Origin of the sequence: Burkholderia plantarii, assembly GCF_001411805.1 — a bacterium.
Classification (GTDB): Bacteria; Pseudomonadota; Gammaproteobacteria; order Burkholderiales; family Burkholderiaceae; genus Burkholderia; species Burkholderia plantarii.
The window spans coordinates 2,657,957-2,683,689 of the sequence record NZ_CP007213.1 but is presented as its reverse complement, the minus strand read 5'-3'; the positions used below and the strand labels follow the sequence as shown (position 1 = coordinate 2,683,689).

29 protein-coding genes are annotated in these 25,733 nt (G+C 69.1%); 17 read left to right on the top strand and 12 right to left on the bottom strand.

Going from position 1 to position 25,733, the window contains the following annotated elements; all coding sequences use genetic code 11:
• Positions 1-32 precede the first annotated feature (32 nt).
• Positions 33-1,355 (bottom strand): MFS transporter, encoded by a 1,323-nt coding sequence (locus bpln_RS28115; RefSeq protein WP_055140647.1) that lies wholly within the window; start codon positions 1,353-1,355, stop codon positions 33-35.
• A 123-nt stretch (positions 1,356-1,478) separates the two neighbouring features.
• On the opposite strand from bpln_RS28115, the gene bpln_RS28110 reads away from it, so the two are divergent.
• Complete coding sequence (locus tag bpln_RS28110; RefSeq protein WP_042628424.1) at positions 1,479-2,429, top strand: LysR family transcriptional regulator; 951 nt, start codon at positions 1,479-1,481, stop codon at positions 2,427-2,429.
• A gap of 41 nt (positions 2,430-2,470) precedes the next feature.
• Here bpln_RS28110 and bpln_RS28105 read toward each other — a convergent pair whose 3' ends face one another.
• Positions 2,471-3,304: a hypothetical protein gene (locus bpln_RS28105; protein WP_148654209.1), complete on the bottom strand. Its 834-nt coding sequence runs from the start codon at positions 3,302-3,304 to the stop codon at positions 2,471-2,473.
• Positions 3,305-3,408: 104 nt separating this feature from the next.
• Between bpln_RS28105 and bpln_RS28100 the strand changes: the two genes are divergently transcribed.
• Complete coding sequence (locus tag bpln_RS28100) at positions 3,409-4,383, top strand: 2-dehydropantoate 2-reductase (protein ID WP_042628423.1); 975 nt, start codon at positions 3,409-3,411, stop codon at positions 4,381-4,383.
• A 48-nt stretch (positions 4,384-4,431) separates the two neighbouring features.
• On the opposite strand, the gene bpln_RS28095 is transcribed toward bpln_RS28100, so the two are convergent.
• Positions 4,432-5,145 (bottom strand): FadR/GntR family transcriptional regulator, encoded by a 714-nt coding sequence (locus bpln_RS28095; RefSeq protein ID WP_055140645.1) that lies wholly within the window; start codon positions 5,143-5,145, stop codon positions 4,432-4,434.
• A gap of 156 nt (positions 5,146-5,301) precedes the next feature.
• On the opposite strand from bpln_RS28095, the gene bpln_RS28090 reads away from it, so the two are divergent.
• From bpln_RS28090 to bpln_RS28065, 6 genes are all read left to right on the top strand, one after another.
• Positions 5,302-6,828 carry a UxaA family hydrolase gene (locus bpln_RS28090; RefSeq protein ID WP_042628421.1) on the top strand — a complete coding sequence of 509 codons (1,527 nt, stop codon included), beginning with the start codon at positions 5,302-5,304 and terminating at the stop codon, positions 6,826-6,828.
• Between the two features lie 228 nt (positions 6,829-7,056).
• Entirely contained in the window at positions 7,057-8,088 is a 1,032-nt protein-coding gene (locus tag bpln_RS28085; protein ID WP_042628420.1) for a 2-keto-3-deoxygluconate permease, read from the top strand.
• Between the two features lie 305 nt (positions 8,089-8,393).
• Positions 8,394-8,699 carry a hypothetical protein gene (locus bpln_RS28080; protein ID WP_042628419.1) on the top strand — a complete coding sequence of 102 codons (306 nt, stop codon included), beginning with the start codon at positions 8,394-8,396 and terminating at the stop codon, positions 8,697-8,699.
• A gap of 206 nt (positions 8,700-8,905) precedes the next feature.
• Complete coding sequence (locus tag bpln_RS28075; protein WP_055140644.1) at positions 8,906-10,318, top strand: MmgE/PrpD family protein; 1,413 nt, start codon at positions 8,906-8,908, stop codon at positions 10,316-10,318.
• Positions 10,315-10,602, top strand: a complete 288-nt coding sequence (locus tag bpln_RS28070) for a tautomerase family protein (protein ID WP_244132119.1) — start codon at positions 10,315-10,317, stop codon at positions 10,600-10,602. Before bpln_RS28075 ends, bpln_RS28070 begins: the two co-directional genes overlap by 4 nt.
• Positions 10,603-10,640: 38 nt before the next feature.
• Complete coding sequence (locus bpln_RS28065; RefSeq protein ID WP_042628416.1) at positions 10,641-10,868, top strand: tautomerase family protein; 228 nt, start codon at positions 10,641-10,643, stop codon at positions 10,866-10,868.
• A gap of 76 nt (positions 10,869-10,944) precedes the next feature.
• On the opposite strand, the gene bpln_RS28060 is transcribed toward bpln_RS28065, so the two are convergent.
• From bpln_RS28060 to bpln_RS28025, 8 genes are all read right to left on the bottom strand, one after another.
• Positions 10,945-12,303 carry a glutamine synthetase family protein gene (locus tag bpln_RS28060; RefSeq protein ID WP_208459494.1) on the bottom strand — a complete coding sequence of 453 codons (1,359 nt, stop codon included), beginning with the start codon at positions 12,301-12,303 and terminating at the stop codon, positions 10,945-10,947.
• Positions 12,304-12,343: 40 nt separating this feature from the next.
• Entirely contained in the window at positions 12,344-13,267 is a 924-nt protein-coding gene (locus bpln_RS28055; RefSeq protein WP_055141257.1) for a homoserine O-succinyltransferase, read from the bottom strand.
• Between the two features lie 82 nt (positions 13,268-13,349).
• A complete protein-coding gene (locus bpln_RS28050) occupies positions 13,350-14,900 on the bottom strand; it encodes a GMC family oxidoreductase (RefSeq protein ID WP_055140642.1) in 1,551 nt (516 codons plus the stop codon).
• A gap of 59 nt (positions 14,901-14,959) precedes the next feature.
• Positions 14,960-15,562, bottom strand: coding sequence for a LysE family translocator (locus tag bpln_RS28045; protein ID WP_042628414.1), 603 nt, complete (start codon positions 15,560-15,562; stop codon positions 14,960-14,962).
• A 60-nt stretch (positions 15,563-15,622) separates the two neighbouring features.
• Positions 15,623-16,444, bottom strand: a complete 822-nt coding sequence (locus bpln_RS28040) for a gamma-glutamyl-gamma-aminobutyrate hydrolase family protein (protein WP_055140641.1) — start codon at positions 16,442-16,444, stop codon at positions 15,623-15,625.
• Entirely contained in the window at positions 16,441-17,520 is a 1,080-nt protein-coding gene (locus tag bpln_RS28035; RefSeq protein WP_055140640.1) for a fatty acid desaturase family protein, read from the bottom strand. The genes bpln_RS28040 and bpln_RS28035 overlap by 4 nt, the downstream gene beginning before the upstream one ends.
• A gap of 28 nt (positions 17,521-17,548) precedes the next feature.
• A complete protein-coding gene (locus bpln_RS28030; protein WP_055140639.1) occupies positions 17,549-18,871 on the bottom strand; it encodes an O-acetylhomoserine aminocarboxypropyltransferase/cysteine synthase family protein in 1,323 nt (440 codons plus the stop codon).
• 1 nt (position 18,872) lies between these two features.
• Positions 18,873-20,024 carry a 2-aminoethylphosphonate--pyruvate transaminase gene (locus bpln_RS28025; RefSeq protein WP_055140638.1) on the bottom strand — a complete coding sequence of 384 codons (1,152 nt, stop codon included), beginning with the start codon at positions 20,022-20,024 and terminating at the stop codon, positions 18,873-18,875.
• A gap of 148 nt (positions 20,025-20,172) precedes the next feature.
• Between bpln_RS28025 and bpln_RS36265 the strand changes: the two genes are divergently transcribed.
• The 5 genes from bpln_RS36265 (at position 20,173) to bpln_RS28005 (ending at position 22,926) form a co-directional block, all read left to right on the top strand.
• Entirely contained in the window at positions 20,173-20,556 is a 384-nt protein-coding gene (locus bpln_RS36265; protein WP_148654208.1) for a hypothetical protein, read from the top strand.
• Between the two features lie 233 nt (positions 20,557-20,789).
• The gene (locus bpln_RS28020) at positions 20,790-21,509 is read left to right on the top strand and encodes a hypothetical protein (RefSeq protein ID WP_244132121.1); all 720 of its coding nucleotides are present in this window, start codon (positions 20,790-20,792) and stop codon (positions 21,507-21,509) included.
• An 88-nt stretch (positions 21,510-21,597) separates the two neighbouring features.
• On the top strand, positions 21,598-21,933 hold the full coding sequence (locus bpln_RS28015; protein ID WP_042628409.1) for a RebB family R body protein: 336 nt from the start codon (positions 21,598-21,600) through the stop codon (positions 21,931-21,933).
• Positions 21,934-22,052: 119 nt separating this feature from the next.
• Complete coding sequence (locus bpln_RS28010) at positions 22,053-22,409, top strand: RebB family R body protein (protein WP_055140637.1); 357 nt, start codon at positions 22,053-22,055, stop codon at positions 22,407-22,409.
• A 193-nt stretch (positions 22,410-22,602) separates the two neighbouring features.
• Positions 22,603-22,926, top strand: coding sequence for a RebB family R body protein (locus tag bpln_RS28005; RefSeq protein WP_055140636.1), 324 nt, complete (start codon positions 22,603-22,605; stop codon positions 22,924-22,926).
• Between the two features lie 73 nt (positions 22,927-22,999).
• Here bpln_RS28005 and bpln_RS28000 read toward each other — a convergent pair whose 3' ends face one another.
• The gene (locus bpln_RS28000) at positions 23,000-23,674 is read right to left on the bottom strand and encodes a Crp/Fnr family transcriptional regulator (RefSeq protein WP_055140635.1); all 675 of its coding nucleotides are present in this window, start codon (positions 23,672-23,674) and stop codon (positions 23,000-23,002) included.
• A gap of 71 nt (positions 23,675-23,745) precedes the next feature.
• Here bpln_RS28000 and bpln_RS36260 point away from each other — a divergent pair, with 71 nt between their 5' ends.
• The 4 genes from bpln_RS36260 to bpln_RS27985 all read left to right on the top strand — a co-directional run bounded on the left by bpln_RS36260 (position 23,746) and on the right by bpln_RS27985 (position 25,684).
• Complete coding sequence (locus tag bpln_RS36260) at positions 23,746-23,985, top strand: hypothetical protein (RefSeq protein WP_148654207.1); 240 nt, start codon at positions 23,746-23,748, stop codon at positions 23,983-23,985.
• Positions 23,986-24,061: 76 nt separating this feature from the next.
• On the top strand, positions 24,062-24,619 hold the full coding sequence (locus bpln_RS27995; protein ID WP_042628405.1) for an RNA polymerase sigma factor: 558 nt from the start codon (positions 24,062-24,064) through the stop codon (positions 24,617-24,619).
• Between the two features lie 115 nt (positions 24,620-24,734).
• On the top strand, positions 24,735-25,010 hold the full coding sequence (locus bpln_RS27990; protein WP_042628404.1) for a RebB family R body protein: 276 nt from the start codon (positions 24,735-24,737) through the stop codon (positions 25,008-25,010).
• A gap of 53 nt (positions 25,011-25,063) precedes the next feature.
• Positions 25,064-25,684, top strand: coding sequence for a hypothetical protein (locus bpln_RS27985; RefSeq protein WP_226993695.1), 621 nt, complete (start codon positions 25,064-25,066; stop codon positions 25,682-25,684).
• The last annotated feature ends 49 nt before the right edge of the window (positions 25,685-25,733 follow it).

Genomic DNA, 25,733 nt, shown 5'->3' with positions numbered 1-25,733 from the left:
GGCGCTTCCTGCGCGCCGGCCGGCGTTGCGGATCAGGCCGCCTGGCGCGGTTCCCTGCCGTCGCGCAGGCACGCGGCGCACAGCAGCGCGATGACGCCGAGCGCGATCATGTAGGCCACCACGTAGCGCGGTTGGCCGCCGCCCGCGGCCAGCAGCGCGGTGGCGATCATCGGCGCGATGCCGCCGCCAAGCACGCCGGCCATCTGCACCGACACCGAGATGCCGCTGTAGCGCACCTGCGCCGGGAACTGCGCGGCGAAGAACTGTGATTCCGGCGCGTAGAGGATCGGGAACACCACGCCCACGCCGAGCACCATCGCCCACCAGACCAGCATGGCGTGCCGCGTTTCCAGCATCGAGAAGAACGGCGCCGAGAACAGGCACATCACCACCAGGCCGATCATGAACAGCCGCTTCTGGCCGATGGTGTCGCTGAGGTAGCCGGCCAGCGGCATCGTGAACAGCGACAGCGCGGCGCCGGCCGTGATCGCGTGCAGGATCGCCGCCTTCGGGATCTTCAACTGGTTGGCCGCGTAGGACAGCGCGAACGCGACCACCAGATAGAACCAGGTGTTCTCGGCCGTGCGCGCGCCGATGATGGCGAGCAGCGCCGGGCGATGGTGGACGATCACGGCCGCCACGGGCGACTTCACGCGCGCGCCGTCCTGCTTCAGCTGCTCGAAGTCGGGCGATTCCGGCACGCGCGTGCGGATGTACCAGCCGATGATCAGCAGCGCGACGCTGGCGAGGAACGGCACGCGCCAGCCCCACGACAGCAGCGCCGGCTCGGGCAGGTTCGCGACCACCGCCATCGCGCTCGACGAGAGGATCAGCCCGAAGCCCACGCCGGTCTGCGGGAAGCTGCCGAACAGGCCCTTCTTGCCGGGCGGCGCGTGCTCCACCGCCATCAGCGCGGCGCCGCCCCATTCGCCGCCCACCGCCATGCCCTGGATGAAGCGCATCGCCACCAGCAGCCCCGCGGCCCAGTAGCCGATGCTCTGGAACGACGGGATCAGGCCGATCGCCATGCTCGGGATGCCCATCATCAGCAGCGTCGCCATCAGCATCGACTTGCGGCCGATGCGGTCGCCGAAGTGGCCGAAGATCAGGCCGCCCATCGGCCGCCCGATGAAGCCCACGCCGTAGGTGGCGAACGCGGCCATCGTGCCGAGCACGGGGTCGAGCGAGGGGAAGAACACCTTGTTGAAGACGAGCGCGGCGGCGGTGCCGTAGAGGAAGAAGTCGTACCACTCGATGGTGGTGCCGGCCATGCTTGCCCAGCCGGCCACGACATAGTCCCTGCGTGACTTGTGCGTGGCCCGCGGCATCGCGGCGGCCGATGATTGAAGGTCCATGTTGTCTCCGGTCTTGTTGTCCACTGAGGGGAATCCCCATGGCGCGCTGCTCTTGATCGCAACGTCACGCCGAGTATAGTTCTTTGATTTTCCACACGAAATAACGCTAAACGCCCATCCGTTATGCAAAAATCCACAACCGACGCACATCGGATCAACTGGGACGACCTGCGGTATTTCCTTGCGGTGGCACGCTTGCAGACGGCGAGCGCCGCCGCGAAACGGCTCGGCTGCGATCACACCACCGTCGCGCGCCGCGTGCGCGAACTCGAGGCGTCGCTCGACACCGTGCTGTTCGAGAAGTCGCGCGCCGGGGGCTTCGCGCTGACGGCCGAAGGGCAGCGCCTGCTCGCCTATGCCGACCGGATCGAGAGCGCCGTGCAGTCGGCCAGCGAGCAGTTCAAGGGCAGCGCCGACCTGCTGTCGGGGCATGTGCGGATCGGCTCGACCGAAGGGTTCGGCTCGTTCTTCCTCGCGTCGCAACTCGCGCATTTCTCGCACGCGCATCCGGAGATCTCGATCGACCTGCTGCCGGTGCCGCATTTCGTCAGCCTGTCCAAGCGCGAGGCCGACATCGCGATCCTGCTGGAGCGGCCCGAGCGCGGCCAGTACGTGCATACCAAGCTCTGCGATTACCGGTTGCGGCTGTACGGGACGCGCGAGTACCTGGCGCGGCACCCGGTGGCGGCGCGCCTGGCCGAACTGCGCGAGCACGTGTTCCTGAACTACGTGAACGATCTCGTGTTCAGCCCGGAACTGCTGTATCTGGAGCGCGTGATCCCGGGCGCGCATTCGAACCTGTCGACCACCAGCATCGTCGCGCAGTATCACGCCGCGCTGCAGGGCACGGCGCTCGCGATCCTGCCATGCTTCATGGCCGAGCCGGACCCGCGCCTCGTGGCCGTGCTGCCCGACGAGGTGTCGCTGATCCGGCATTTCTGGCTTTGCTGCCGCGAGGACATTCGCGGCCTGCGGCGCATCTCGGCGCTATGGAATTTCCTGCGCCGCGCCGCGGAGATCAATCAGGGGTTTCTGCTCGGCGATAACGCGCAGATGGGGTTCGAGGTGCTGTAGAGGCGGGTCTGGCGCGGGTCGGGCCGCTCGTTGCGCCCAGGCTATCGGTCGGCCGCCGGTTGATTTCGCCGGTCCGCGAGCATGCTTCGTCGTGAATGCCTCAGCACGTAAACGGCCGTTTTCCCGCGCCGCAGGGGTTCGCACATGACAGCGAGAGCAAGGCAGAGCGGCGCGCCATAAAACTCGAATGCCATGGTCCACAGGCTGGAGTTGTACGTCGCATGTCCGGGCAGAACGGCGCCGATCAAGGCCTCGTGCAGGGCCGACAGGAAGTCGGCGGGCTGCTTGTAGAAATAGCCGAGCCATATCGATTTCGACGGCGGTGCCGCCGCCGGGTTGAACACGAGCCCTGACTTGATCACGAGATAGGCGAGCATCACCGAGGCAAAGGCGGGGATCATGAGGCGCGGAAACCTTTTGATCGCGCTGGTTTTCCATCTCGCCGGGTTGAGCGTGAGGACGTAGCCCGCGAAGCCGCCGTCAAAGAAAACATGCAGGACGGGCAGATTGTACGAAGGGAGGTCGGCGGCGGCGTGAACGTTGTCCGGGGTGCCGAAGGCGGCTGCCGGAAAGAAGGCGCCGATCGGATGGCCGGCCATCACCGCCATCGCTCCCGCGCCGCGCAAGCCCTTGAGGAAATCAATTTTTCCTTTGCGTGGTGTTGGCATGAGGTTCGAGCGTGCCGCGAAAAGAGCTAGAAATTTAACTGACAACGGCGCGCTGAACGCGGTTTCATGGAGCCGCCTTCGGGCCGCCGCTTCGCTGACGGGGTGCCATGGGAAGCGATCTCGCATCGAGCGCGGCCAGGCGCGAGTCCCGCGCGACGCGGCCGGTGGCAACGCGAATCGAAGCGTGCCGATCGACGTGATGCCCAACCGCGCGGCCGGCTCGCCTATCATCGGTGCGGGACATCGCGAGCCGCGCCTTCGGCGGTCGGGTAGCGCGATGCCGATCGACCCATGACAGGAGCAGACAGGCAATGAAGGTCACCATCTACGGCGCCGGCGCGATCGGCGGCTGGATCGGCGCGCGGCTCGCGCTGGCGGGCCACGCGGTCTCGGTGGTCGCGCGCGGCGCCGCGCTCGACGTGCTGCGTCGCGACGGGCTCACGCTGATCGAGCAGGGCACCACGCAGGCGGTGTCCGTCACCGCCAGCGACGACCCGGCCGCGCTCGGCCCCCAGGAGCTGGTCGTGATCGCGGTGAAGGCGCCGGCGATGGCCGACGTGGCCGCGCGCGTCGGCCCGCTGATCGGCGAGCACACGGCGGTGCTGACGGCGATGAACGGCGTGCCGTGGTGGTTCTGCGCCGGGCTCGGCGCCGCGCTGGCCGACACGCGGCTCGAATCGGTCGATCGCTCGGGCGCGATCGCGGCCGCGATTCCCGCCGCGAACACGATCGGCTGCGTGGTGCATGCGAGCTGCCAGCAGCCGGCGCCGGGCGTGGTGCGTCACCATCAGGGCCGGCGCCTGATCGTGGGCGAGGCGGCCGGCGAGCCGCGCGAGCGCACGCGGCGCATCGCCCGCGCGCTGACCGCGGCCGGCTTCGAGGTCGAGCTGTCGCCGCGCATTCAACGCGACATCTGGTTCAAGCTGTGGGGCAACATGACGATGAACCCGATCAGCGCGCTGACGGGCGCCACCACCGATCGCGTGCTCGACGACGAACTCGTGCGCGGCTTCGCGACCCGCGTGATGAACGAGGCCGCCGCGATCGGCCGCGAGATCGGCATTCCGATCGAGCAGGATCCGCAGGAGCGCCACGCCGTCACCGCGAAGCTCGGCGCGATGCGCACCTCGATGCTGCAGGACGTGGAGGCGGGCAAGCCGGTGGAGATCGACGCGCTGGTGGCGAGCGTGCGCGAGCTGGGCGTGATCGTGCAGGTGCCGACGCCGTTCACCGACGCGCTGCTTGGGTTGATCCGCCTGCGGGCGCGGGTGCTGGGCTTGTATTGACGATGGCTCGCGCGGGGCGCGGCGGCCCGCGATCAGCCCGCCAGCGTGCTACACGTTGAACTGCCGCCCCACGTAATCGATATGCACGAACATCGCCTGCTGCGCCGCGTCCGGATCGCGGTCGCGGATCGCGCGATAGATGCCCTCGTGCTGGTGCAGGCGGTCGCGCGCCTGGATCGCGGCGTTCGCGTTGTTGACGGTGGCGTCGTAGGTATTGCTCGCGATGTGCTCGCGCAGCATCGTGATCACGCTCGCGTAGAACTGGTCGAGCAGGCGGTTGTGCGAGGCGGCCGTGAGCGTGGCGTGGAATTCGCCGTCGGTGGCGGCTTCTTCGTCCACGTCGGCGTCGCGCACGGCGGCGTGCATGCGCTCGAGGATCGCCTCGAACTTCTCCAGCTCGCGCTGCGACGAGCGCTGCGCCGCGAAGCGCGCCGCCGCGCATTCGAACACGAGCCGGAATTCCAGCGTCTCCGTGCGTAGCGGCGGCGTCTCGCTGATCAGCTGCAGCCACGGCGCGGCGAGCGCGGCCGGCTTCGCGCCGAGCAGGTAGACGCCGCTGCCGCGCCGCGTCTCCAGCAGCCCCTTGCTCGCGAGCCGCGCGATCGCCTCGCGGATGGTCGCGCGCGACACGCCGAACGCCTCGGCCAGCGCGCGCTCCGACGGCAGCCGCTCGTTGGCGCGCCAGCGTCCCTCCGTGATGCCCGTCTCGATGCGCCTGACCGTGCTGGCCAGCGCGCCGGTGTTTCTCGTCCGACTATCCACCGTCTGCTCTCTTCCCGGCCCGCCCGAAAAAGTGGCCTGACCAATTTGCGCCCGGCTTCGCGCCGGTCGCATGATGCGTGTGCCCGGCAAGCGCAAGCAAGGAACCATACGACTGGCGCGGCCCGGCAGCCCGACCCTACATACAGAGGAACCGAGATGAGCCAAGCCACGCTCGCCATCAAGCTGCACGACAACGACGACGTCCTGATCGCCCGCGGCGCGATTGCCGCCGGAACGATTCTCGCCGAATTCGGCGATCTTGTCGCCGCCGCCGAGATCCCGCCCGCCCACAAGATCGCCTGCCGCGACGTCGCGCAGGGCGGGCCGGTGCGCCGCTACGGCCAGATCATCGGCTTCGCCACGCAGCCGATCCGCGCGGGCGAACACGTCCACGTCCACAACCTGTCGATCGGCGAGTTCAATCGCGACTACGCGTTCGGCGAGGACCGCCGCGAGGTGGTGCCGGCCGCGGCGCCGCTCGCGTTCAACGGCTTTCGCCGCGCCGACGGCCGCGTGGCGACGCGCAACTACATCGGCGTGATCAGCACGGTGAACTGCTCGGCCACGGTCACCAAGCTGGTCTCGCAGCACTTCAGCGCGCCGGGCGCGCTCGACGCGTTTCCGAACGTGGACGGCATCGTGCCGATCACGCACAGCTTCGGCTGCTGCATCGATCACAACGGCGAAGGCATCCAGCAGCTGCGCCGCACGATCGGCGGCTACGTCAGGCATCCGAACTTCGCCGGCGTGGTGATCATCGGCCTCGGCTGCGAGGCGAACCAGATGGGCGCGATGTTCGTGGCCGAAGGCGTGGAGCCGGGCCCGCTGCTGGTGCCGCTCGTGATGCAGGAGCAGGGCGGCACGCAGAAGACGGTGGACGCGGCGATCGCGGCCGTGCAGGCGATGCTGCCGATCGCGAACCAGGCGGTGCGCGAGCCGCTGCCGGTCTCGCACATCAGCATCGCGCTGCAGTGCGGCGGCTCGGACGGCTACTCGGGCATCACGGCCAACCCGGCGCTCGGCGCGGCGGTGGACCTGCTGGTGCGTCACGGCGGCACCGCGATCCTGACCGAGACGCCCGAGATCTACGGCGCCGAGCACCTGCTCACGCGCCGCGCGGTGAGTCGTGAAGTGGGCGAGAAGATCGTCGAGCGGATCCACTGGTGGGAAGCCTACGCCGAGCGCGAGAAGGGCAGCATCGACAACAATCCGACGCCCGGCAACAAGGCGGGCGGCCTCACCACGATCCTCGAGAAATCGCTCGGCGCGGTGGCCAAGAGCGGTTCGTCGCCGCTGATGGGCGTGTACCGCTACGCGGAGCCGGTCGACACGAACGGCCTGGTGTTCATGGACGCGCCGGGCTACGACCCGATGGGCGCGACCGGCCAGATCGCGAGCGGCGCGAACCTGGTGGTGTTCACCACCGGCCGCGGCTCGTGCTTCGGCGCGAAGCCGGCGCCGTCGATCAAGGTCGCGACCAACTCGACGATGTACGCACGCATGGTGGACGACATGGACATCAACTGCGGCGAGATCATGGAAGGCACGGCGACGGTCGAGCAGAAGGGCGAGGAGATCTTCCGCATGATCGTGGAGGTGGCCTCGGGCGGCAAGAGCAAGAGCGAGGCGCTCGGCGTGGGCAACGAGGAATTCGTGCCCTGGATGATCGGCGCGCAGATGTGACGGCGGCGGCGCGCGGCGGTGCCCGCGCGCCGCGCGTCGCCACGCGTGTCGAATCCGCGTCGCGCGTGTCGCGCGCGGCGTGGTGGCGGCTCGCCGGTGCCCGGCCCGGGCAGCGACGGCGGATCGACCACATATCGGTGCGCCCGGCACGCGTCCGGGCGGCAACCCAGGCGGCAATACCAATACCGGCGAGGCGCGCCACGCGCCCGATCCGGCAGGAGACTCGACATGAACATCAAGAAGGCCATCGAACGCTTCCCCGGCGGCATGATGGTGATCCCCCTGCTCTGGGGCAGCATCCTCAATACGTTCGCGCCGCAGGTGCTCGGCATCGGCAGTTTCTCGACGCAGCTCGCGCACGGCGCGCTGCCGATCCTCGCGGTGTTCTTCGTCTGCATGGGCGCCGAGATCCAGCTGCGCACGGCGCCGCGCGCGCTGCGCAACGGCGCGGCGATCACGCTGGCCAAGCTGGCGAGCGGCGTGCTGATCGGCCTGCTGGTCAGCAAGCTGTGCGGCCCGCAGGGCTTCCTCGGGCTGTCGGGGATGGCCGTCATCGCGGCCGTCACGAACGCCAACATGGGCCTCTACGCGGCGCTCACGCGCCAGTTCGGCGACGAGGTCGATCGCGGCGCGCTGGCGGTGCTGTCGATCCTCGAAGGCCCGTTCGTGACGATGGTCGCGCTCGGGCTGTCCGGCCTCGCGCGGATCCCGGTGCTGGATCTGGTGGCCACCGTGCTGCCGATCGTGATCGGCATGGTGCTCGGCAACCTCGACGAGGACATGCGCAAGTTCCTCAAGTCGGGCGGCGACCTGCTGATCCCGTTCTTCGCGTTCGGCCTGGGCGCGCAGATCAACCTGCACGCGATCCTCGGCGCGGGGCTGTCGGGCATCGTGCTCGGCATCATCACGCTGGTCGCCGGTGCCTGCTTCAACGTGCTGGCCTCGCGGCTCGCGGGCGGCACCGGGGTGGGCGGCATGGCGGCCGCGACCACGGCCGGCAACGCCGTGGCCACGCCGACCGCGATCGCGGCCGTCGATCCGCGCCTCGGCTCGCTGGTGGCGGTGGCCACGCCGCAGATCGCGGCCTCGACGATCGTCACCTCGCTGCTCGCGCCGCTCGTGACGGCCGCCTATGCGCGCTGGCGGATGCGCCGGGTGCCGCGTCCGGCGGCGCGCGAGGCGGCCGTGGGCACGGCACGCGCCGCGGGGCACGGCGGCGCGCCGCCTCGCGAGGCGGCGCCGGCCGACGTCGGCGGCTGACACGCGGCATGCGCCCGTTCGTGACGGATGAGCGACATTCGCGTGAATCGTCACGGACTTCCGTTCAGCCGCCTGCACTTTTTGCATGCCTTGTCAGAACCGCCCACGCCGGCGCAGCGACCTGCAAGCGTGCAGCCGGCCCGCGCGGGCTTCGCGCCGGCGGCGTCGAGAACGGGCGCGGCCGGCCGTGGCGGGCGGCGGCGCGGTCGGGCGGCGCGCCTGCCGCCGCCCATCCACACGCCGCGCGCGGTCGCGGCACGGCGCTTGCGGATCGTGGTGTCCCAGTCACTCCACGGAGCTTCCTCATGACGCTACCCGTTCGCCTCATCGCCGCCACGGCCGCCGCCTCGATCACGCTGTTCGCCGCGCCCGGCACGACCGCGTCCGCGCAGACGCCGCCGTCGACGCCGCCCGACATGGCCCAGCAGGCGCGCGCCACGACCGCGCCGGGCGCGCGCGGCGAGGATCCGCACTATCCGAACAAGACCGACATGTCGGCGGGCCGCACCGGCGGCGCGATGCAGCAGGTGCCGATGCAGCCGCCGATGCATCGCAACGACGCCGCCGGCCCGAACGGCGCGCGCGGCAGCGGCATGAACGGCGGCGGCTGACGCGCCCGCCGCCGCCGGGCGTCGCCCTCGCCGGGCGGCCCGGCGCCATCGCGGTCCGCTCGCCGGCGCGCGCGATGCCTGTCCCGGCGGCGCGCGCGTGCCGCCGCGGTTATCTCCCGGCCTGATATCCCTATCCGGATCTTTCGTTTGTCGTATCCGGCGTTCAGTGCGAACGTGACGGAAACGGCTGCAGGAGACGAAAGGCAATGGATCAACCCACGATCGTTCAACGCATCGGCGAATTCGCCCATGCCGCGCGCGCCGAGCATCTGTCGCCCGAGGCGCGCACGCGGTTCAGGCGCAACATCCTCGACAGCCTCGGCTGCGCGACGGCGGCGCTGCCGGGCCCGCCGTTCGCCGCGCTGCGCGAGCAGTTCGACGAGTATCGCGGCACCGGCGGCAGCTGCACGCTGATCGGCGGCGGCCGCGCCTCGCCCGATCAGGCGGCGCTCTACAACTCGGGCCTGGTGCGCTACGTCGATCTGCTGGACAGCTACATGTCGCCGGGCGGCCTCTGTCATCCGAGCGACAACCTCGGCACGGTGCTGGCCGCGGCCGAGCATGCCGGCGCGAGCGGCGACGCGTTCATGCTCGCGCTCGCGGTGGCTTACGAGATCCAGGCGCGCATCACGGCCGTGGTGCCGGTGATGGAGCAGGGCTTCAATCATGCGATCCAGCTGGCGATCTCGGCGGCGGCGGGCGCGGGCAAGCTGCTTGGCCTGACGGCGCAGCAACTCGCGCATGCGATCGCGATCGCCGCGGTCGACAACGTCTCGCTCGCCTGCGTCCACGCCGAGCCGGTTTCGCAATGGAAGGGCTTCTCGCCCGGCATCACCGGCATGCGCGCGGTCTATGCCGCCTCGCTCGCGAAGCGCGGCTTCACGGGGCCGCTGCGCCTGTTCGAGGGGCCGAACGGCCTCGAGCGCATGTTCGCGCAGCCGGTCGAGGTGGACTGGGCCGAGCCGCGGCTCGACGTCGTCCACCAGACCGTGATGAAGAAATACTGCGCGCTGATCCACGGGCAGCCGGTGCTGGAAGCCACGCTGGCGCTGCGGCGCGCCCACGCGATCCGCGCCGACGAAGTGGAGGCGGTGGAATGCGACATCTTCCAGAGCGGCTACGACATCGCGGGCGGCGGCGGGTTCGGCGCGAAGGACCAGCCGCGCACCAAGGAGCAGGCCGACTACAACCTCAAGTACCTGATCGCCGTGGCGCTGCTCGACGGCCGCGTGGGACCGGCGCAGCTCGAACCCGAACGGATTCGCGCCGACGACGCGCAGCGCCTGCTCGCGCGCGTCACGGTACGGCCCGACGCGACCTTCAGCGCCCAGTATCCACAGGCGCTCAACACGCGCGTGACGATCCGCTGCCGCGACGGCCGCACGCTGTCGAAGCAGCACGTCGGCTTCGAGGGCGGGCTCGACAATCCGCTTAGCTGGGCGCGCACCGTGGAGAAATTTCACTGGCTCGCCGAGCCCCATGCCGGGCCCGCCCTGCGCGACGAGATCATCGGCGTGGTGGACGATCTCGAACGCCGTCCGATCGCCGGACTGATGCGGCTCATGGCGCGCGTGCATCGCGAGCCGACCTACCCGGCCACCCATCCCGGGATCCAGTGACGCCGTCGGGCGTCGTTCATTCATCAGGATTGCAAACCAGTCAGGAGACGATCATGGCCCTCATCTCGTGCGACATGCGCACCGGCCGCACCGACGAGCAGAAACGCAAGCTCGCGCAGGGGTTGATGCGCGCGGTCAGCGCGGCAACCGGCGAAACCCGCAACGATATCTTTCTGGTGATCCGCGAAGGCCGCGGCATCAATTTCGTCGAACACGGCGAGCATCTGCCCGATTACGTCGAAGGCGCGGGCAACGATCGCGCGCTGCTCGAACGGCTCGAATGAAGCTTGATGCCGGCGCCATCATTCAAGGAAATCCGACCATGCCTTTCATCGAATGCCATATCAAGCAGGGCCTGACGCGCGAGCGCCGCGAGCAATTGCTGCGCGAAATCATCGAAGTGACGCATGACGCGATCGGCTCGGACCCGAAGATCATCAACGTGATCATCCACGAGCATCCGGCCGGGAACATCAGCGTATCGAGCCGCATCGACGGCGCGCGATACGGCGGGGAAGCCGGCACGCCATCCGGTGCGGAGCCGGCATGAAGGGTGGCGGCCGGGTGGCCCGGCATCGTCGGGGGCACCCCGGCGGGCGGGCCGCCGAGCGCGCGGGCGCACGGCGTCAGCCGCGCTCGAAGCCGCGCAGCAGCTCCCAGTCGGTCACGCGCCGGTCGTATTCGAGCTGCTCCCAGCGCGCGGCGTGGACGTAGTGATCCACCACCTCGTGGCCCAGCGCCTCGCGCAGCCATGTCGAATTCGCGCTGACCTCGGCCGCCGCGCGCAGCGTCTTCGGGATCTCGGGCAGTTCGCCGTCGCGATAGGCGTCGCCGACGAACGGCGCGGGCAGCGGCAGCTGCTCGTCGATGCCGGCGAGGCCGGCCGCGATCAGCCCGGCGAACGCCAGATACGGGTTGAGGTCGGCGCCGCCGATCCGGCATTCCAGCCGCACGGCATCCGAGCCCTCGCCGCACAGGCGGAAGCCGGCCGTGCGGTTGTCGCGGCTCCAGGCGGCCGTGGTCGGCGCGAAGGTACCGGCCTGGAAGCGCTTGTACGAATTCACGTTCGGCGCGAGCAGCAGCGTGATGTCGCGCGAATACTTGAGCTGGCCGGCCACGTAGTGGCGCATCAGCGCCGACATGCCGTGCGGCTCGCGCGCGTCATGGAACAGCGAGCGCCCGTCGGCCGACCACAGCGAGGCGTGGATGTGGCTCGACGAGCCGGCCAGCTCGTAGCGCCACTTGGCCATGAACGTGATCGCCTTGCCGTGCTGCGCGGCGATCTCCTTGCTGGCGTGCTTGATCAGCGTGTGCTGGTCGGCCATCGCGAGCGGATCGGCGTAGCGCACGTTGATCTCGCCCTGGCCCGCGCTGCCTTCGCCCTTGGTGCATTCCACCGCGACGCCGGCGCCGTGCAGGCCGTTGCGGATCGGCCGCATCACCGCTTCCTGGCGCGTGGTGGAGAGCAGGTGATAGTCCTGGTTGTAGGTGCCGGCCAGGCGCGGCTCGCGGTATTGACGCTGCGCGATCGCCTCGTAGCTTTCATCGAACAGGTAGAACTCCAGCTCGGAGGCGAACGCGGCGCGCATGCCGCGCTCGGTCAGGCGCCGCAGCTGCTTCTGCAGGATCTGCCGCGGCGAATGCGCGACCGGCCGGCCGTGCGGATCGAACACGTCGCAGATCACCAGCGCCGTCGCCTCCAGCCACGGCAGCCGCCGCAACGTGGCGAGATCGGGCTTGAGCAGAAAGTCGCCATAGCCGTCGGCCCAGCTCGCGCTCGCGTAGCCGGGCACCGGCTGCATCTCGATGTCGTCGGCCAGCAGATAGTTGCAGGCGTGCGTCTCCGCGTGGCCGTGGCGCACGAAATAGTCGGCGTGGCAGCGCTTGCCCATCAGCCGCCCCTGCATGTCCACCAGGCAGACGAGCACCGTGTCGATGGTGCCGGCGGCCACCGCCCGCTTCAGTTCGTCGAAATCCATGCTCATCCCGGGTATCCGTCGGTCGAGTGAAAGTGGTGCCGCGCGCTCAGCGGTCCAGGCCGATGCGGCTCGGGTCGGCCGGCGTGGTCTGGAAGATCTGGCCGATCCAGTTGCCGAACAGCAGGTGCGCGTGGCTGCGCCACTGGTTGCGCGGCGGCAGCGTCTCGCTGTCGTCGGGGAAGTAGTGGCGCGGCAGGCCGATCGCGCGGCCCAGCGCGCGGTCGCGGAAGTATTCGTCGGCCAGCGTGTGCGAGTCGTACTCGATATGGTTGAAGATGTGCAGCGCGTGGTGGCGCGGATCGTCGAGCAGGCACAGGCCGGTGTCGGGCGAATCGATCAGCACCGACACGCCGCTGTCGGGCGGAATGTCGGTGTCGCGCATCTCGGTCCAGCGCGACACGGGGATCGCGAAATCGTCGGCGAAGCCCTTCAGGTACGGCGAATCCTGCTTGAGGCTGCGATGCCGGAACACGCCGAACGCCTTCTCGCGCAGCACGTGCTTCGGCATGCCGTGGAAGTGATGCATGGCCGCCTGCGCGCCCCAGCAGATGTTCAGGCTGTGGTGGACGTGGGTCTGGGTCCACGCGAAGATGCTGACGAGTTCGTCCCAGTAGCTGACGTCCTCGAACGGAATCGTCTCGACCGGCGCGCCGGTGATCACGAAGCCGTCGAACTTCTGCCCCTTCACGTCCATCCAGTCGTGATAGAACGACACGAGGTGATCGACCGGCGTGTGCTTCGGCGCATGGTTGGTGATCTTCACCAGCGTCAGCTCGACCTGCAGCGGCGTGGCGCCGAGCAGGCGCGCGATCTGCAGCTCGGTGTCGAGCTTGTTCGGCATCAGGTTCAGCAGGCCGACGCGCAGCGGCCGGTGGTAGCGGCCGACCGGGCTCTCGTCGTCCACCACCATGACGCCTTCCATCGCCAGCGCCGGCACCGCCGGCAGGCCTTTGGGAATCTTGATCGGCATGGGCTTGCAGCCTCCGTTGTGAATCACGCCTGCGCCGGCGGCGCCGCGATGCGTGGCGCCGCCGGCGCGCGGCGGCACCGCGTCAGTGGGTGGCGGCCTCGCCGCCGTGGCCGGCGAACGCGCCGGCCCTCGCCTCGGTGATGATCAGGTCCGCCGCCTTCTCGCCGACCATCATCACGGTCGCGTTGATGTTGACCGACACCATCGCCGGGAACACGGACGCATCGCAGACGCGCAGGCCCGTCACGCCCTTGACCTTGAGGTCGGGCGTGAGCACCGCGAGCGGATCGCTCGCGGCGCCGGCGCGGCAGGTGCCCGAGGCGTGGTAGTAGGTCTGGCAGTGCTCGCGGATGTAGGCGCGCAGCGCGGCCTCGTCGGCTACGTCCGGCCCCGGCGACAGCTCGCGCCGCAGCAGCCCGCCGAAGCTCGCGGTCTGGCCGAGCCGGCGGCAGAACCGCACGCTTTCGAGCAGCACCGATTCGTCGTAGCCGTCGGGGTCGGACAGGTAGTTCAGATCGATGACGGGTGCCACGCCGATGTCGGGCGAGCTGATCCGCACGCTACCCTCGCTGCGGCTGCGCGCGACGTTCGGTTCGAGCGCGATCACCGAGCGCTGCTTCGGGGCGGCCGGATCGTATTCGTCGCCGAAGCGGCCGTTGACCCAGCCCGAGGTCAGGCCGAGTTGCACCTGGCTCTCGGCCGCGCTCGCGCCCGCGCGGGTGGTCAGCATGGCGATCGCCTCGTAGGGCGTGACGTCCCAGTCGGCCACCGGCTCGGCCGTCTCGAACACCACCGGCACCGAGTAATGGTCGATCAGGTGGCGGCCCACCCCGGGGCTGTCGTGGATCACGCCGATGCCGAGCGCGCGAAGTTCGTCGGCCGCGCCGATGCCCGAGGTCAGCAGCAGCTGCGGCGACTGGATGCTGCCCGCGCTGACGATGATCTCGCGACGCGCGGCGATGCGCCCGCGGCTCGTCAGGCAGGCGGTGGCCACGCGATCGTGGAACTCGAGGCGGCTCACCAGCGTGTCGGTGAAGATCGTCAGGTTGGGCGGCAGCGCGTCGAGCGGATGCAGGTAGGCGACCGACGACGAGCTGCGCAGGCGCCCGCGCGCGTTCAGCGTCAGCATGCCGATGCCGGGCTCGACGCCGCGGCTGAAATCGACCTTCGGCAGGCCCAGCTCGACGCCGCCGGCAAGGAACGCGCGCGAGACGGGGTGCTGCTCGGGGCGCGGCTCGACCGTCACGCGTTCGCGCAGCCGCTCGAAATAAGGCGCTACGTCCGCGCCCGACCAGCCCGCGGCGCCGAGCTCGCGCCAGCTGTCGAAATCCTCGGCCGGCGGCACCAGGTAGGCGCAGTCGTTGTGGTTGCCGCAGCCGCCCAGCATCCGCGCGCGCGAGTAGGTGAGCCGGCGGCTGGTGGCACGCGTGGGGCTCGCGAGGAAACCCCAGTCGGTGCTGGCGTCGAGTTCGAACAGGCGCGAGATGTCCATCATCGCGGGCACGCCCTCGTCGGGCCGGCCCGCCTCGACCAGCAGCACCGTGCCGATGTTCGCGTCGGCCAGGCGCCGCGCGATGATCGCGCCCGCGCTGCCGCCGCCGACGATGACGTAGTCGAAGACCAGATTGCTCATGGGGTGGGTTCCGTGGATTGAATGGCCGTGGGATGGGTGAGCGGGAGCCGGCGCGGCGTCTAGGGCAGCAGCACCAGCCCCAGCGCGACCAGCGCGTAGATCACGCCGGTGATGCGGTTCAGCGCCGCCTTGTTGTCGAAGGCCGTGCGCGCCTTGTGCGCGAGGAACATGTAGCCGCCGTAGATCGACAGCGAGATGATCACGGCCGCGACGCCGAGCGCCAGCGCCTGCCGCGAGTACGACGCGTTCGGGCTGATGAAGCTCGGATAGGTGAGCAGGCTCGCGAGCCAGCCCTTCGGATTGGTCAGCGAGACCAGCAGCGAATCGGTGAACATCTTGCGCGGGCTCGCGCTGCCGGCCTGCGCCTCGGCGCGCCCGGCCTTCGCGAAGAACGCGCCGAACGCGAGCCAGGCGAGATAGATCGCGCCGACCCAGCGCAGGTAGACGAGGATCCACGGATGCGCGTGGATCACGAAGCCGACGCCCGACAGCACCACGATGGCGTGGACGGCGGTGGCGAGGCCGAAGCCGAACGCGCCCGGGATCGCCGTGCGGATGCCGTGCCGGATCGCCTGCGCGACCGCGAACGCGACGTTCGGGCCGGGCACGGCAACGGCCGAGAAGAATGCCACCGAGAACAACGCCAGCAAGTGAAAATCCATGGAGTCCGCCACAAGTGATCCGGTGATCCGTCAGTCGGCATGAAGGCAGGGCGCGGGCGTTCAGCGGTGCCGCCGCCGGTAGGCGTCGCAGGCCCGGCCGAACGCCGCGAACAGCCGCTGGCTGGTGGCGTCGCTGGCCGCATGCCATTCCGGATGCCATTGCACGGCGAACTGGAACGCGGCCGGGTCCGGGTCCGGGTACGACAGCGCCTCGATCACGCCGTCCTCGGCGCGCGCTTCCACGCGGATGCCGGGCGCCGGCTCGGCGATGCCCTGGTTGTGCAGCGAGTTCACGCGCAGCTCGCCGGTGCCGACGATCGACGCGAGCAGGCCGCCCGGCACGACGCGCGCCGCATGGACCGGCAGGTATTGCTGGTCGCGCGGCAGCGTCGCGTTCTCGCTGTGGACCACGGCCCGGCTCACTTCGGCGAGGTCGTCGTGCAGCGTGCCGTGGCGGTACACGTTCATCTCCTGCAGGCCGCGGCAGATGCCGAGCACCGGCAGGCCGAGCGCGGTGGCGGCGCTCAGCGCGGCCAGCGAGAGCCGGTCGCGCGGGCGGTCGCGGCAGCCCGGGATCACGTCGTCGGCCGCGCGCGGCCAGGCCCGCCGGCTCTCGTCGAAGATCGCCGGATCGAGATTCGATTCGTCGCCGGTCAGCACCAGGCCGTCGAGGCGCAGCACCACCTCGCGGAACTTCGCGAGCGTCGCCTCCCACGGCAGCTCGCCGTCGATCGTCGGCAGGATCACGCACTCGACGCCGGCGTGACGGTCCAGCGCCTCCAGATAGCGCCGCCGCAGCCATTCGCGGTGGACGCCGTCGTCGAGCAGCCGGTTCGCGGTGACGCCCACCACCGCGCGGCCCGCGGCGCGCGGCGCGGTCATTGCGGCTCCCGCGCGGCGTGCGGCGCGGCGGCGCTCTGGCCGGCCTGTCGTGCCTCGTAGAGGCGGCGGTTGCGTTCGAGCAGCTGGCCGATCACGCTCGGCTGCCCCTGCGGGCCGCGCACGAACAGGCCGCCCCACGACGCGGCGAGCTTCGCGTAGTCGGGGTCGCGCAGGCGGATCTGCTGCGCGCGCCTGAGCAGCCAGAACGGCACGCCCGGCGAGAGGTGATGCTCGAGGTGGTATTCGTCGAGATTGACACCCACCAGCAGCCGCTCGATCAGGTTGCCCTTGCGGTTGCGCGTGAGATGGACGTTGTCGACCTCGGTCTCGCACATCGGCGAATGCTCGGCGATCTCGATGAACCAGCCGAGGATCTGGAAGGTGGTGAGGTAAGGCACGATCCAGAACAGCAGCAGCAGGTGCAGCGCGTGGGCCGCCGCGAAGCCGGCGATCACCACCACCCAGAACGCCACGAAGCCGTAGGTGTCGATCACCGCGCCGCGCCGGTCGATCTCCTTGTTGTCGCGATCGGCGATCAGGAAGCGGTTGTGCCAGAGGTACTTCAGGTAGCGCAGCGTGGCGCCGCCGAGGATCGCCTTCCAGACGATCGCGGCGGCGTACTCGCGCGGCTCGCGCACCTGGTAGACGCCCGACGAGAGGAAGAACTTCAGGTCGGGATCCTTCTCGGGGTCGCCCAGATGCGGATGGTGCAGGTGGACGTGCGAGACGCGGTAGGCCCAGTGGCGCTGGAACAGCGGATAGGCCGCGAACGTGATGCCGAGGAAGTGGTTCCAGCGCGTGTTGCGCGCGAGGATGCGGTGCGCGGCGTCGTGCGAGACGGTGGTCAGCCCGCGCTGGTGCGCGCCGATGATCAGCACGGCGAGCGGATAGAGCCACCACGACAGATGCACCGTGGCGAACGCGCAGGCCAGCATGACCAGGTAGTCCTTCAGCACGTAGAGCGCGCCGGTGAGGTTGTCGGGCCGCAGTTCGGCCAGCTCGCGCGTGATGTCGCGCGAGAACGGGAAGGTGTCGAAGCGCCGGTTGCGCAGCGGCCAGTTCCGGGAGGTGTTCATGGTCGAGGGTTCCTTGGCGGGTGGGGCGTCAGACGGCGGCGAGCCCGCGCTGCAGGTCGGCGATCACGTCGTCGACGTGCTCGATGCCGACGCAGAGGCGGATCGAGCCGTCGAAGATGCCGGCCGCCTCGCGCTTGTCGCGCGGCACGGTGGTGTGCGTGGTCGAGACCGGATGCGTGACGAGCGTGCGCGCGTCGCCGACGTTCGAGACGTGGTACAGCAGCTCGATGTTCTGGATGAAGGCGCGGCCGGCGGCCTCGTTGTCGAGTTCGAACATGATCATCGCGCCGTGGCCGACGCGCCGGTCCACCAGTTCGTCGACGATCTCGCGTTCGCGTCCGGTGGCCAGGCCCGGGTACGACACGCGCCGCACCTTCGGATGTTTCGCGAGGAACGCGGCCACCGCGGCGGCGTTCTCGCAGTGCCGCTGCATGCGCAGGTGCAGCGTTTCGAGGCTCTGGATCAGCTGGAAGCTCGCGAACGGGCTGATCGCGGCGCCCGTGTCGCGCAGCCAGGTCATGCGCGCCTTCAGCAGGTAGGCGCTCGCGCCGAGGTCGCCGAGCCCGGCCAGCGCGTCGCGCCAGACGATGTCGCCGTGCGCCTCGTCCGGCCCGTTGAACAGCGGGAAGCGCGCGGCATCGTCGAAGCCGGCGTGGCCGTTGTCGACGATCAGGCCGCCGAGCGTGGTGCCGTGGCCGCACAGGTACTTGGTGGCCGAGTAGGTGGTGATGGCCGCGCCGAGCGCGCCGGGGCGCGTCACCAGCGGCGTGGTGGTGTTGTCGACCACCAGCGGCACGCCGTGGCGCCGGCCGATCTCGGCCAGCTGCGGGACCGGCAGCGGAATCAGGCACGGGTTCGAGAACGTCTCGCCGAACAGCGCGATGGTGCGCCCGTCGATCTGCGATTCGAACGACGAGGGCTCGCGCGGGTCGGCCGAACGCGCCTCGATGCCGAGTCGCTTGAAGGTGTTGAACAGCAGGTTCCACGAGTTGCCGTACAGATATTTGGACGCCACCACGTTGTCGCCGGGCCGGCCGCTCGACAGGTTGGCCAGCGCGAGGAAGGTGGCGGCCTGGCCCGAGGCCACGGCGAGCGAGTCGCCGGCGCCGTCCACGGCCGCGTAGCGCTTCTCCAGCACGCGCGTGGTGGGGTTGATGATGCGCGTGTAGGTGAAGCCGTCTTCCTTCACGTTGTAGATGTCGGCGATCTTCGCCAGATCACCGTCGAGTTCGTAGGCCGTGGACTGGTAGATCGGCACCGACACGGCCTTGGTGACGGGATCGTGCCGGTAGCCGGCGTGCAGGAGCGCGGTATCTCGCGACAGTTCGGCGTGCTGGGGAATGCGTGACATGTCACAGGGCCTCTTTGACGAATTCGGCTTCGGGATGAAGGCGCGCTTTCCGCGCGGGCTCGGCCGCGGCGAAGAAGTCGCGAAACGCGGTGGACAGCAGCTGGATCCAGGCCGGCCGGATCGAGCCGATGCAGCCGATCCGGAAGCTGCGCGTGGGCAGGTGCAGCTTCGAGTAGATGTAGAGGTTGTAATTGGCCAGGTGCGCGTAGAGCGCGTCGAAATCCTGCTGCGTGTCGATCACGCCCTCGGCCCTGAGCGTCAGGCATACCGGCGAGCGCACCTGCGCGTCGAGCAGCGGCGTGGCGTAGCGTTCGGTGGCGCGCACGATCTCGTCGCGCACCGCCGCATAGCGTTCGCCGCGCCGCTGCACGCCCTCGCGGGCCAGCACTTCGAGTGCCTTCGCGCAGGCCTGGATCACATGGGTGGGCGGCGTGGAGCGCCACTCGTCGGTCTGCTCGAAGCTGCGCCACTGGTCGCGCACGTCGAGCACGAACGAATTCACCGGCTCGGCGCGGCGCGTCAGCAGCTCGCGCGAGGCGAACACGAAGGCCACGCCGGGCGGCCCCTCGATGCACTTGTTGCTCGAGGTCACCAGCACGTCGAACGCGGTGCGCCGCGCGCTGATGTCGGTGGCGCCGAACGAACTCATCGCGTCGACGATGCTGAGCACGCCGTGCCGGCGGGCCAGCGCCACCAGCGCGTCGAGCGGATTGAGCACGCCGGTGGTGGTTTCGCAATGCACGAAGCAGAGGTGGGTGATCGCGGGATCCTTCACGAGCTGCGCGGCGACGTCGGCGACCGACAGCGGCTGGTCGCTCGGCGTGGTCATGCTCACGGCCTGCACGCCGCGCAGCCGCAGGATCTTCAGGATGCGCTCGCCGTAGATGCCGTTGATGCAGACGAGCGGCCGGTCGCCGGCCGCGACGAACGAGGCGAGCGCGGCCTCCATGCCGTAGGAGCCGCTGCCCTGGATCGGCACCACCGAATGGGTGCCGGTGCCGTCGATCAGGTCGAGCAGCCGCTCGCGCACCGATGCCGTGATGTGCTTGAAACTGGCGTCGCGCGAGCCCATGTCGAACTGCATCTGCGCCTTGACTTCGTCGCTCAGGGCCAGCGGGCCCGGGGTCATAAGAAAATGATGCTGTCCCGACATATCACACTCCGTGATTGAGACGTTGACATGCAGATGCGCGGTGCCCGCCGGCGTGAATGCCGTGCCGGGGGAAGGCGGTTTTGCGAGGCACGGGGCGGATTATAGGGGCGTCCGATTCAGTCGATTTAGTATCAATTCAGGAATACAAATGAGAACCGTGAAATCGAAAAATAACAAAATGAATGGCGGTTTGGAATGGCGGTTGGTGGGCCGCCTGGCCTTGCGTGGCAAGGGTTTGGGCCGATTGGTTGCGATGGCGGTCGAGTTTCGGAATATCTGCTGCAACGTACTGCTTCAGATAATTCCGGGGTTGGCGGGATTTGAAAATCGTGAAATCGATTGTTCAATGAATCATTGGCTTCGGTGTCCGGCGTTTCAATACGAATCCATCATGCCGGCGATGCGGCGAGGCACGGAATCCCGGGCGCGGGAAGGCAGTCGATGCGTGTCGGGGCGCGCTCGCGCCGAACCGCGGCTCTCGTATCGTAGGGAATCCAGATCAAATGGAAGCCGGCGGCTCGAGGCACGGTGAACGCGGCGCGTGCGCGGAACCCGACGCCGCCCGCGATGCACGAACGTGATCACGCTCCCGACGCGGCCGATCGATTTCACGGACCCATCGCACGGTTCGTCCTTGCAACGGTCCTGCCGAAATTTCCGGCCGGGCCGCCGCACATCCATTCCCGGGAGAACCCCATGCGAAATCCATTGCAGCACGACCACCACGGCGCCGCGGCGCCGCGCGCCGACAGGGAGGTGTGAACCATGAGCCAGGACGCACTCGATCCACTGCTGCGGCAGTTCGCGGAGAAGCGGCTGGGACGGCCGCTCGAAGCGAGCGAGGAAAAAGCGCTGCTCGAGCGGCTGCCCGGCCGCGGCGCCGCCGCGGCCGCGCCGGCCGCCGCCGCGAACCCGCCGCTGCCGCGCTTGAAAACGCGGCGGGAAGCGCGCGAGCAGGTCAGGCATTTCCTGCAGCTGAACCAGCAGAAGGCCTACGAGAAGATGCGCGGCATCCTGCAGACGATCGACACGCAGAACGAGACGACGCTCGACATGCTGGCATCGGAGCAGCAGAAGGTGGCCGGCGTGCTCGACGCGCAGGAGTCGGCCGAAGACGCCGGGGCCGCCGGCGCGGCCGAGATCCAGGACAGCACGCGCCAGGCGCTGACCTTGATCGGCGAACAGCTGACGGGCCTGATCCGGCAGGAAATCGAAGCCTGCTTCCGGCAGTACTTCGATTCGCTCGCGGCGCGGCTCGACGCGCTGGACGCGCGGCTGCACAGCTTCGGCGTGGTCCTGACCGAGTTGCCGGCGGTGATCGAGGCGGCCGACGTGATCGCCGCGACCGAAGTGATCGCCGCGACCGACGCGGCCGAAGCATCCGGAGCGGCCGAAGCATCCGGAGCGGGCGCATCGACCAAGGCGAGCGCATCGCATGCGGCCGCCGACGTTCACGACGCCCCCGATGCCGCGTCCATGGATTAGCACGCGGGTCATGCGGCCGACGCCAGATCGCGGAACCCGGCCGGCCCCGACGTGCGACTTCTCAACAACGTGAAGCAAGGAGCTACAAATGACTGATACGTGCCAAGTGTGCCAGGTCAATCCCGCGATTACCGATGCGGTCACGCAGGTCAACGTCAAGGTGGTCGGGGAAGCGCCGGCAATGGCGATGGGCTCGCTGTACCAGGCCCAGAGCCATTCGCTGAGCATCCTGTTCGAGAACGCGGTGCAGCAGCAATCGCAGGCCGCGATCCAGTCGCAGACGTCGACGAACGTGGGGACGATGCAGCTCTACACGATCGGGCCGGAAAGCGCGGGCGCGGCGGCCACCGAAATCGGCGCGAACGGGATCATCTCCGTGCTGGCCGACGTGATCGCGCTCGGCAAGGCGATGACCAACGGCTAAGGCGTCACCGCATGGCCGCCGGCACCTGACGAGAGGGGCCGTGCGGCGTTCCGGAGCAACCGACAGGACGTGCCGCGCCGCTTCGATACGGCGCCCGTCCGCGAACCAGGAGAAACACCATGGGCGATACGACCACCCCCACGCCGACCCCCTGCAACTGCAAGGCATGCGGGGTCAACGCCGCGATCACCGACGCGGTCACGCAGACCAACGTCAAGGTGGTCGGCGAAGCGCCGGCGATGGCGACGGGCTCGCTGTACCAGGCCCAGAGCCATTCGCTGAGCGTGCTGTTCGAGAACGCGGTGCAGCAGCAGTCGCAGTCGGCGGTGCAGCTGCCGACCTCGACCAACGTCGGCACGATGCAGCTCTACACGCTCGGGTCGGCCAGCGCCGGCGCCGCCGCGACGGAGATCGGCTCGAGCGGCGTGCTGTCCGTGCTGGCCGACGTGCTCGCGCTCGGCAAGGCGCTTGTCTGACGCTTGACCCGGCGCCGACGCCGGGCGGCGGCCCCGATCCCGGCGGCCGCCCGGTGCCCGGCGCCGTGCCGATGCGCGCGGCGGCGAGCGCCCGCGACGCATCGACGGCGCCGCGCGTCGCGCGCCGCCAACCGCCCCATTCACGCTTTCGCCGCGCCCCTGCCGCGACGGCGACCCAATCAGGAGCAACCACATGCCGGAACACGTCTCTGCCGCGATCACCGATGCCGTCACGCAGGCCAACGTCAAGGTGGTGGGCGAAGCGCCCGCCGTGGCGCTGGGCACGCTCATGCAGTCGAACAGCCATGCGTCGTCGATCATGCTGCACAACGCGGTGCAGATGCAGGCGAATCAGGCGATGTCCAACCTCGCGGCCACGACCGTCGGCGTCATGCAGCTCTACGCCGGCTCGCCGGTGGGCGCGGCCAGCGCGGCACGCGCATCGAGCGACAACGTTTCATCGCAGCTGGCCGCCGTCGCGCAGCTGGTGAGCGCGATCAGCCGCTGGCGCGGCTGAGCTTCACCGCGCGCCGCCGCGTCGGCGCGCCGTTCCCCCGTGCTGCCGCACGACTCACGTGCGGGCGGGCGCGTCAATTGGCATCGACGATGTACCGGAGCAGATCCGGCTTCTCGATCGTCACGCCGTGGTCGTGAAGCCGGATCAGCCCGTCGCGCTGCATCTTCTGCAGGCTGCTGTTCAAGCGCGGCCGGCTGGCGTTGAGCATCGCGGCGAGGATGCTCTGGTTCTCCGGCAGCGGCACCTCGAGATCTCCCTCCTGCACGCGGTTCAACAGATGGCGCGCGACCCTGGCGTCGAGCCGGTACAGGCACGCCGATTCGACGAAGTCGCTCAGTTGCTGGATGTGCCGGCACAGCTGCTCGTGGATGCGCGCCATCAGGTCCGCGTTGGCGCGCAGCGGCGCGAAATGCTGGCGATGCAGCAGCGAAATGCGGCAGTCGGGGCTCAGCTGGGCCGTGAAGCTGCGCCGGTGCGCGTGAATCAGCGCGCTCTCGTCGACGAGTTCGCCCGGCATCGAGTGGCCGAGGATGATTTCGCGCCCGCCCGGCTCATGCAAGGTCTTGTAGATGCGGCCGCGATGCACGAACGCGATGAAGTCGCCGGGGTCGCCCTTGAAGAAAAGCAAACGGTTGCCGTGCTCGGGCCAGTGCGTGGCATGCCGCTCGATATGGATGAGCAGGCTTTCGGGAAGTCCGTGGAGTATCGATATGTCACGCAGCGTTTGAACGTCAGCGGGGGCAGGCATGTTTTCCGTGCGAGGTTGTTTGACGGTGCAGCCACCTAGCGAAAAACGCTGCCTTTGGCACGGTGTGAAAAATGAATGAGGAAAATGGCGAACCAGCCGGCGAGCAGGCCGCGCCTGGCGGCACTGCCCGGGCAACCTGGGCCGCAGCGCGCCGGCGCGCGAACGCCTCGCGGCGGCAGTCGTTCTCGTTCATCGCAAGGCCGTGGTTCACGTCCGGCGGCGCGCCTGGAAACGGCGAACGGGTTATGCCGGAATTAAAAAGTTATGTAATGGTAATCAACAAAATTTACACAAAACGAATATCGAAATGAGCTTGTTACGCCGGTGACAGCCGATTTGCGGCGTCGAATCGATTCTGTGTTTCCCAATAAAAACGGAACGCACGGGATGACCACTTCGAACCAGCACGCTGCTCCGCCGCCCGAGACCCCGGCCCAGCAGCTTGATCGCACCTGGCGGGAAATGCAGGGGAAATTGCGGCGTCGCGCGCGCCTGTTGTGCAAGGGTGACATTCACCGTGCCGACGAGCTGCTGTCCGACACCGCACTGAAGGTCCACATCTATCTGCAGCGTACGCCCGAACGCGTCCGGAACCTGTCCGGCTTTCTCTTCCTGGCGCTGAACCACGCGTTCCTCGACGGCGCGCGACGCCGCCTGCGCGAGAACGGCCTGCTCGAATTCGACCCGGGCTGGGACGACGATCACGCCGTCGAGCTGGCCGGCCATACGCCGTCGGCGGAACAGCAGTTGTTGCTCAGGCAGCAGCTGCTGCGTCTCGAGCAGGCGCTGTCCGCGCTGCCGCCGCATCAGCAGCAGCTGTTCACGCTGAAGTTCGAGGAGGAGCGGCCCTATCTGCACATCGCGGCGACGCTCGGCATCAACGAGCCGCTTGCCAGAAAACGCGTCGAGCTGCTGCGCAAGAAGTTGCGCGACGAACTTGCCTGAGCGCGTTCACGAACACCGGCAGGCCGCGTTCCTAACGGCATACGCGGCGTCGCTCGGCCTGCCGGCCCGCCCGCTTCTTCCATCGCATGTCGGAGCCGAGATCTCAGGAGGCCTCGTGGCAGACAAAGTCAATGAGCAGGTAACCGATGCGGTGACGCAGACCAACGTCAACGTCGTCGCGGGATCCCCGGCCCAGGCATTGGGCACGCTTTACCAGATGTTCAGCCAGGCAGTCGGCATTTCGGCGCAGAACATGACGCAGCAGCAGGCGGCGTTGAACCAGATTTCCAACGCCGTGGTGTCGAAGGCGGTGGCCATGATCCTGTCGGTCGAGGCGTCGCCGAAGGGCGCATCGGGCGGCACGCCGCCCACCGGGAAGGACGGCAAGTAGACGGGTTCCACGCACCCGCACGCGATGACTCTGGGGATATCTGAACCATGAACATGAAAGGTCTTTTGGGCGGACGCACCGATGGCGCGCCGCCGACGCCGCCGAAAGCGGCAAGCCCGGCAAACGCCGCAACCGATGCCGCCCAGGCCGTGACGCCGGCCGAGGTCGTGCCGCCCGCCGCGGCGCAGAAGGGCAGCGGGCGCGGCTGGCCGGCGAACCGGCTGCGCAGGTTCACCGATGCGCTGAAGGCGCCCTCGATGACGGCGCCGGCCGGCGGCGGCGGTTCCGCGCTGCAGACCGTGCAGGCGATCAACGCGGAGGCGGCGTCCTACGCGACGACGCAGATCGCCGTCGGCCCGAACATGATGATCTCGCAGGCGGGGGGCGTGGTCGCGCAGGCGGCGGCCAACTACTTCGAGGCCACCACCTCGCTGGCGATCGCGGGCAAGAGCGTGCTGATGAAGGATCTCGCGCAGAAGACCGTCGACGAGGACGTGCCCGGCATGGCGATGGACGCGGTGGGGCTGCTGTTGACGGACCTGTTCGTCGCGACCGCGGCGATCGTCGCCGGCGCCGCCGAGGCGATCGAAGGCGAGGCCGCCGGCATCGCGCTCGACAAGATCGACGAGAGCCTGCAGAAGTACCAGGCGCTGCTGGACAAGAAGGGCACGTAGCGCACGCGGCGCACGGCGCCGATTCCCCAGCACGATGGCCGGAGAAATA

What these genes read in the sequence shown, in the direction of transcription:
- bpln_RS28030 (WP_055140639.1), bottom strand. Translation starts at nt 18,871, where the DNA reads ATGTCACGCATTCCCCAGCACGCCGAACTGTCGCGAGATACCGCGCTC.
- bpln_RS28050 (WP_055140642.1), bottom strand. Translation starts at nt 14,900, where the DNA reads ATGAGCAATCTGGTCTTCGACTACGTCATCGTCGGCGGCGGCAGCGCG.
- bpln_RS28090 (WP_042628421.1), top strand. Translation starts at nt 5,302, where the DNA reads ATGAGCCAAGCCACGCTCGCCATCAAGCTGCACGACAACGACGACGTC.
- bpln_RS28000 (WP_055140635.1), bottom strand. Translation starts at nt 23,674, where the DNA reads ATGCCTGCCCCCGCTGACGTTCAAACGCTGCGTGACATATCGATACTC.
- bpln_RS28085 (WP_042628420.1), top strand. Translation starts at nt 7,057, where the DNA reads ATGAACATCAAGAAGGCCATCGAACGCTTCCCCGGCGGCATGATGGTG.
- bpln_RS28040 (WP_055140641.1), bottom strand. Translation starts at nt 16,444, where the DNA reads ATGACCGCGCCGCGCGCCGCGGGCCGCGCGGTGGTGGGCGTCACCGCG.
- bpln_RS28020 (WP_244132121.1), top strand. Translation starts at nt 20,790, where the DNA reads ATGAGCCAGGACGCACTCGATCCACTGCTGCGGCAGTTCGCGGAGAAG.
- bpln_RS36265 (WP_148654208.1), top strand. Translation starts at nt 20,173, where the DNA reads ATGAGAACCGTGAAATCGAAAAATAACAAAATGAATGGCGGTTTGGAA.
- bpln_RS28100 (WP_042628423.1), top strand. Translation starts at nt 3,409, where the DNA reads ATGAAGGTCACCATCTACGGCGCCGGCGCGATCGGCGGCTGGATCGGC.
- bpln_RS27995 (WP_042628405.1), top strand. Translation starts at nt 24,062, where the DNA reads ATGACCACTTCGAACCAGCACGCTGCTCCGCCGCCCGAGACCCCGGCC.
- bpln_RS28060 (WP_208459494.1), bottom strand. Translation starts at nt 12,303, where the DNA reads ATGAGCATGGATTTCGACGAACTGAAGCGGGCGGTGGCCGCCGGCACC.
- bpln_RS28005 (WP_055140636.1), top strand. Translation starts at nt 22,603, where the DNA reads ATGCCGGAACACGTCTCTGCCGCGATCACCGATGCCGTCACGCAGGCC.
- bpln_RS28115 (WP_055140647.1), bottom strand. Translation starts at nt 1,355, where the DNA reads ATGGACCTTCAATCATCGGCCGCCGCGATGCCGCGGGCCACGCACAAG.
- bpln_RS28025 (WP_055140638.1), bottom strand. Translation starts at nt 20,024, where the DNA reads ATGTCGGGACAGCATCATTTTCTTATGACCCCGGGCCCGCTGGCCCTG.
- bpln_RS28015 (WP_042628409.1), top strand. Translation starts at nt 21,598, where the DNA reads ATGACTGATACGTGCCAAGTGTGCCAGGTCAATCCCGCGATTACCGAT.
- bpln_RS28075 (WP_055140644.1), top strand. Translation starts at nt 8,906, where the DNA reads ATGGATCAACCCACGATCGTTCAACGCATCGGCGAATTCGCCCATGCC.
- bpln_RS27985 (WP_226993695.1), top strand. Translation starts at nt 25,064, where the DNA reads ATGAAAGGTCTTTTGGGCGGACGCACCGATGGCGCGCCGCCGACGCCG.
- bpln_RS28010 (WP_055140637.1), top strand. Translation starts at nt 22,053, where the DNA reads ATGGGCGATACGACCACCCCCACGCCGACCCCCTGCAACTGCAAGGCA.
- bpln_RS28065 (WP_042628416.1), top strand. Translation starts at nt 10,641, where the DNA reads ATGCCTTTCATCGAATGCCATATCAAGCAGGGCCTGACGCGCGAGCGC.
- bpln_RS28045 (WP_042628414.1), bottom strand. Translation starts at nt 15,562, where the DNA reads ATGGATTTTCACTTGCTGGCGTTGTTCTCGGTGGCATTCTTCTCGGCC.
- bpln_RS28080 (WP_042628419.1), top strand. Translation starts at nt 8,394, where the DNA reads ATGACGCTACCCGTTCGCCTCATCGCCGCCACGGCCGCCGCCTCGATC.
- bpln_RS28035 (WP_055140640.1), bottom strand. Translation starts at nt 17,520, where the DNA reads ATGAACACCTCCCGGAACTGGCCGCTGCGCAACCGGCGCTTCGACACC.
- bpln_RS36260 (WP_148654207.1), top strand. Translation starts at nt 23,746, where the DNA reads ATGAATGAGGAAAATGGCGAACCAGCCGGCGAGCAGGCCGCGCCTGGC.
- bpln_RS28055 (WP_055141257.1), bottom strand. Translation starts at nt 13,267, where the DNA reads ATGCCGATCAAGATTCCCAAAGGCCTGCCGGCGGTGCCGGCGCTGGCG.
- bpln_RS28110 (WP_042628424.1), top strand. Translation starts at nt 1,479, where the DNA reads ATGCAAAAATCCACAACCGACGCACATCGGATCAACTGGGACGACCTG.